We start from the raw sequence: 5295 nt of genomic DNA, 5'->3' as shown, positions 1-5295 counted from the left end.
CCCCTGACAGAGACGAACGGCGGCGCACCCCGAGGGGTGCGCCGCCGTTCCTGCTTTCCGGCCGGTGGACCGGTCAGCGCATCTGGATCGCGACCTGGCCGAAGTAGTACCAGGAGTGCGCGAGCACGTCGTACTCACGCTGGTAGGCGGAGCAGTAGTTCTCCAGCGCCTGGAACTCGTTGAGCACCGACGAGAACTCGTCGAAGACCACGATCGTGCCGGGCACCAGCAGCGCGTTGAGGCGGGTCAGTACGTAGAGCGCCGAGGAGTAGAGGTCGGCATCGATGTGCACGATCAACCGGGACTCGGGCGTGAACTTCTCCAGGAACGGGTCCACGCTCTCCTGGAACCAGCCGGCGATGAACTCGACGCGGTCGTCCTCGATGTCCGGCAGGGCGCCGTTGACGTCGAAGTGCGACTTGACCATCTTGTTGTCGAACCGCTTCCAGGTCTCGGGCAGGCCCTCGAAGGAGTCGAAGCCGTAGAACCGGGAGTCCGCGTTCTTGTTGAGGTTCGCCCAGTGGCGCAGCGAGTTGCCCTCGAACACCCCGAACTCGAGGTAGTCGATCGGGTTGTCACCGATCAACGTCGCGTGGAGGTGGTCGTACATCTGCTCGCGGTGGTCGAAGGCGGGGGTGCCTTCCGGGACGTGCGCACGGCGCCAGGTCTCGATCTTGGGCAGGTTGACGACGGTGTCGAGCCGGAGGCTGTCTCTGCCCACCTTGGCAATGACGACCTTCGACTTGAGGCGAGCTTTCGCCATGGCGCGCTGTACTGCAGAAGGCATGAGGGGTCGCTCCGCGCGGCGATGGTCGGGAGGTCGCCGCTTCGGCAGAAGCATAGGGGCTGGTGGATCCCCCGACCTGCACTTGGACAGGGTTGCGCAGCCGAGCCGATCCGGTCGCGGATCAGCGGATCCGCGCCGCGGCCCGCGCCGCTGGCTCTGGTTTGCCCGAGGTCATGCGTGCCTGGATGGCGAGCAGGATCGCAGGCGCCATCGGCACCCACAGGGTCCGGTCCTCGAGGCCGGGGAAGGTCGGTGTGATGGCGATGAACGCCCACACGACGTAGCCCAGCCGGCGGTTCGGATGGTTGCCGATGATCGGGCGCGCGAGGGTGAACAGCACCATGAGGTAGCCGAGCAGGCCGATCACACCGGTGCTCGAGGCGACGCCGAGCACCACGTTGTGCACGAACAACGCGTCCGAGAACCCGTTGCCGACGAACGGATGCTGCAGGAAGAGGTCGATGCCGAAGTCCTGGGCCTCGGTGCGGGCCCGGTCGGCACCCAGCGCGTCGGCCGACCCGGCGAGCCGGGCGATGGCCGAGCCCTCGCCCGAGTTGCCGACGACGAACGGGAGCGCGAAGACGAACAGCGCACCCAGGACGGCGAGCAGGAAGCCCTTGAGGGCGGACCGCTCGACGAACGGGATCATCAGGACCAGTCCCGCGAGCACGGCAGCGCCCGCACGGCTGCCGCTCGCGACGACGGACCCCACGCTCGCGGCCATGGCCAGCGCCACCACGACGCGGTACCAGACGGCGTCATTGCGACGCCACAGGTACATCAGGGCGGCGAACGCCATCACGCCCGCGCCACCGAACTCGTTCGGGTGGTGCGACAGGCCCTGGTAGCGGTTGCCGACCCCACCACCGATCGGCGCGTAGAGAGTGCTGGCCATCTGCCCGACGACGTAGCTCCAGAGGAGGACGTCGACCATCCTCCAGGTCGGCGACCACAGCGCGAACAGGCCGAGGAGACCGACGATGACGATCAGCCACTGGACGAACTGGACCGAGCTGATCAGCGGATCCGGCGAGAAGAGGGTCGACAGCGTGCCGGTGATCATGATCAGCGAGATGCCGATCGTGTAGGCCAGCGGGAGCTTCAGGGAGCGTCGCAGGAGGGTCGGGACCAGGAGCATCACCGCGAGGCCGAACAGGACATCGGTGATCGAGATCGGGCTCTCGGCCCCGCCGGGCGAGATGCCCTTGTTCATGGGCGCGGTCGCGAACGCGCCCATCATGGCGAGGAATGCGAGCCGCTCCCGGCCGAGGACGGCCAGCAGGAGCAGCATGATCGCCATCAGGCTCGCGGCGATGGCCGCGATGGGGCCGCGTGCCGCGACGTAGACCAGACCGACCGCGACCAGGACCAGGAGCCCGGTGACCAGGCGCGTCTCGAGGACGCCGGTCGTGCCGTCACCCGACGGCGCTCTCGGCGTGCGCGCGACTGTCTGGTTCGGCACGGGTCTCCTCTGCACGGCAGCCGTCCCGCTGGACGACCGGGGCGAGTCTAACCGTGCGCGTACCCCGCGCGCGGGAGCGTGTTCATCCCCCGGCGAACGGCGGCAGGAACTCCACCGTGTCCCCCGGTCGTACGACGACCGCGGCCGGGTCGCCGGACGACACCGGGCGGTCACCGACCAGCACCGAGCACGCCTTGACGACGTCGGGAAGACGCCCGTCGGGGTGGCGCCGCACCACCTCGGCGACCAGTTCGGTCAGGGAGACCGGACCCGGGACGTCGATCTCCTCCTCGGGCACCCCGGCAGCAGATCGTGCGGCCGCCCAGTAGCGCACCCGGATGACCTGCATCTCATTCACCGTCGTGTCCTTCCCCGTTGCACCGTTGTTTCGGTATCGTCCCCCATAGGAAAACCGGCCGGGACCCAGCGTTGCGTTTCGGTCTCACACCCGGCACGCGCCCACGCGTCGCCAGTGAGGAGACCCGAATGAGCACTCTCCTGCTTCTGACCAGCGCGTTGCAACCGTCGGCCGAAGTACTGCCCGGTCTCGCCCTGCTCGGCCACCAGGTCAAGATCCTGCCCGCCGAGGGCAGTGCCCTCCTCGAGGCGCCCGAGTCCGACCTGGTGCTCGTCGACGGACGTCACGACCTGGCCAGCTCCCGTGACCTGTGCCGCCTGATCCGCACCACCGGCACCGAGGTGCCCGTGATCCTCGTGGCCACCGAAGGTGGCCTGGCCGTGGTCAACCACGACTGGGGCATGGACGACGTCGTGCTCCACACCTGCGGTCCCGCCGAGCTCGAAGCCCGGATCAAGCTGGCCATCGGCCGGCTCGCTGCGGCTCGCGACGCGGCCGACCCCGACGCCCACGTGATCCGTTCCGGTGAGGTCGTCGTCGACGACGCGACGTACACCGCGAAGGTCGGCGGCCGGGTGCTCGACCTGACCTTCAAGGAGTTCGAGCTCCTCAAGTTCCTCGCCCAGCACCCGGGGCGCGTGTTCAGCCGCCAGCAGCTGCTCCAGGAGGTCTGGGGCTACGACTACTTCGGTGGTACCCGCACTGTCGACGTCCACGTGCGTCGCCTCCGCGCCAAGCTCGGCCCCGAGAACGAGACGCTCATCGGGACCGTCCGCAACGTCGGCTACCGGTTCGTGCTCCCGTCGAAGGACGCCGAGACCGACGCCGCACGGATGGCTGAGCGCAACTCGCTCGACGCCTGAGGTCCGCTCAGTCGGAGGCGTCGGGCTGCTCGTCGAAGTGGTCGCTGGTGTGCATCAACCGCGTGATCTCGTTCCTGAGGTCCGGTCCGATCTCACCCCAGCCCTCCTTGTATCCGTAGACCGACGCCAGTGAACGCGCGTCGTAGTCGCCGTTGAAGATGTCGACGTCGGCACAGGTGATCAGGGACGGGTGGGCGACGCCGACCGCGGCCGAGATGCGGGTCAGCTCCTTGCGCATCGTCCGGAGGTAGACGCCTGCGCGGTCCGCCTTGGACGTCACGTCGAGGCCGCGGACCAGCCAGGGGTTCTGGGTGGCGACACCGGTCGGGCAGTGGTCCGTGTGGCACTTCTGCGCCTGGATGCACCCGATCGAGAGCATCACCTCCCGCGCCACGTTGATCATGTCGGCACCGAGCGCGAACGCGACCACCGCGTTGTCGGGCAGGCCGAGCTTGGCAGACCCGATGAAGGTGATGTCATCGGTGAGCCCGAGCTCGGCGAAGGTGCCGTAGACCCGCGAGAAGCCCATCCGGTACGGCAGCGAGACCGAGTCGGCAAAGATCAACGGCGCCGCACCGGTGCCGCCTTCCCCGCCGTCGAGGGTGATGAAGTCGACGCCCCGGTCGCGCGGCGACATCAGGCGGGCGAGGTCTTCCCAGAAGTCCATCGCGCCGACGGCCGACTTGATGCCGACTGGGAGGCCGGTCTCGGCGCCCAGCATCTCGACGAAGTCGAGCATCGAGTCGACGTCGTGGAACGCTGTGTGCCGCGACGGGGAGGAACAGTCCTTGCCCTCCGGGATGCCGCGAATGGCCGCGATCTCCGGCGTCACCTTCGCTGCCGGCAACAGGCCACCGAGACCTGGCTTGGCGCCCTGGCTCAGCTTGATCTCCAGGGCCTTGACCGGCGCCGTCTCGATCATCGCCTTGAGCTTGTCGAGCGAGAAGTTGCCGGCGTCATCACGGCACCCGAAGTACGCCGTACCGATCTGCACGATCAGGTCGGCGCCGTTGCGGTGGTACGGCGAGATCGATCCCTCGCCGGTGTTGTGCAGGCACCCCGCCGCAGCCGCCCCCTTGTTGATCGCGGTGATCGCGTTCGAGGACAACGACCCGAAGCTCATCGCCGAGACGTTGACGACCGACTCCGGGCGGAACGCCTTGGCCCGACCGCGTGGACCGCCCAGCACCTTGGCGCTGGGCAGGGTCCAGTTGTGGTCCTGGTCGCTCGGCAGCTTGTCGGCGAAGGTGCGCTGCTTGATGTACGCATGGCCCTGGGTGTGCTCGACGTCGAGGTCGGTCCCGAAGCCGAAGTAGCTGTTCTGCTCCTTGCTGGACGCATAGATCCAGGTGCGCTGGTCGCGACTGAACGGCCGTTCCTCGTCATTGCCCGTGACGATGTACTGCCGAAGCTCCGGACCGATGGTCTCCAGCCAGTACCGGGCGTGAGCCACGACCGGGAAGTTGCGCTGGAGAGCGTGCTTCTTCTGGACGAGGTCGCGTACCGCGACCGCGCCGAGGGCCACGGCTGCCCCACTCACCGCGTGGCTGAGTTTCATGGGCCAGTCCTACAGCGTCACGGTGTCACATGTAAACGGTCTGTGGCGATCGGGTTCGGTCGCAGGTAAACCCGCGCGATAGCGTCGAGGGGTGGCCATCGACGACCTGCTCACCGGCGAGACCGCCCTCGCTGCCATCGCCGACGTCCGCCGGGCCTCCCGTGAGCACGACGGCGCGGACCCCCTCGACGAAGCCGCCCACCTGCGCCTCAAGCACCACGGCCTCGACGGCCTGGGCGCCTGGGTGACCAGGGACGGCTTCGCCCT

At 68.2% G+C, this 5295-nt stretch carries 5 protein-coding genes; 1 reads left to right on the top strand and 4 read right to left on the bottom strand.

Features of this window, described 5'->3' with window-relative positions; genetic code table 11:
• Positions 1-73 precede the first annotated feature (73 nt).
• The 3 genes from ACOADB_RS22030 to ACOADB_RS22020 all read right to left on the bottom strand — a co-directional run bounded on the left by ACOADB_RS22030 (position 74) and on the right by ACOADB_RS22020 (position 2598).
• The gene (locus ACOADB_RS22030; RefSeq protein WP_378603620.1) at positions 74-787 is read right to left on the bottom strand and encodes a TylF/MycF/NovP-related O-methyltransferase; all 714 of its coding nucleotides are present in this window, start codon (positions 785-787) and stop codon (positions 74-76) included.
• A 121-nt stretch (positions 788-908) separates the two neighbouring features.
• Complete coding sequence (locus tag ACOADB_RS22025; RefSeq protein ID WP_378603617.1) at positions 909-2249, bottom strand: O-antigen ligase family protein; 1341 nt, start codon at positions 2247-2249, stop codon at positions 909-911.
• A gap of 82 nt (positions 2250-2331) precedes the next feature.
• Positions 2332-2598: a MoaD/ThiS family protein gene (locus ACOADB_RS22020; protein WP_378603888.1), complete on the bottom strand. Its 267-nt coding sequence runs from the start codon at positions 2596-2598 to the stop codon at positions 2332-2334.
• A 137-nt stretch (positions 2599-2735) separates the two neighbouring features.
• Between ACOADB_RS22020 and ACOADB_RS22015 the strand changes: the two genes are divergently transcribed.
• The gene (locus ACOADB_RS22015; protein WP_378603614.1) at positions 2736-3470 is read left to right on the top strand and encodes a response regulator transcription factor; all 735 of its coding nucleotides are present in this window, start codon (positions 2736-2738) and stop codon (positions 3468-3470) included.
• A gap of 7 nt (positions 3471-3477) precedes the next feature.
• Here the strand turns inward: ACOADB_RS22015 and ACOADB_RS22010 are convergent, their stop codons facing one another.
• A complete protein-coding gene (locus ACOADB_RS22010) occupies positions 3478-5028 on the bottom strand; it encodes an FMN-binding glutamate synthase family protein (protein ID WP_378603611.1) in 1551 nt (516 codons plus the stop codon).
• Positions 5029-5295: the final 267 nt, after the last annotated feature.

The organism is Nocardioides sp. CPCC 206348, assembly GCF_048654705.1.
In the GTDB taxonomy this organism is placed as follows: domain Bacteria; phylum Actinomycetota; class Actinomycetes; order Propionibacteriales; family Nocardioidaceae; genus Nocardioides.
Note: the sequence above shows the minus strand (reverse complement) of the source record. Positions and strands in the feature narration are given on the sequence as shown.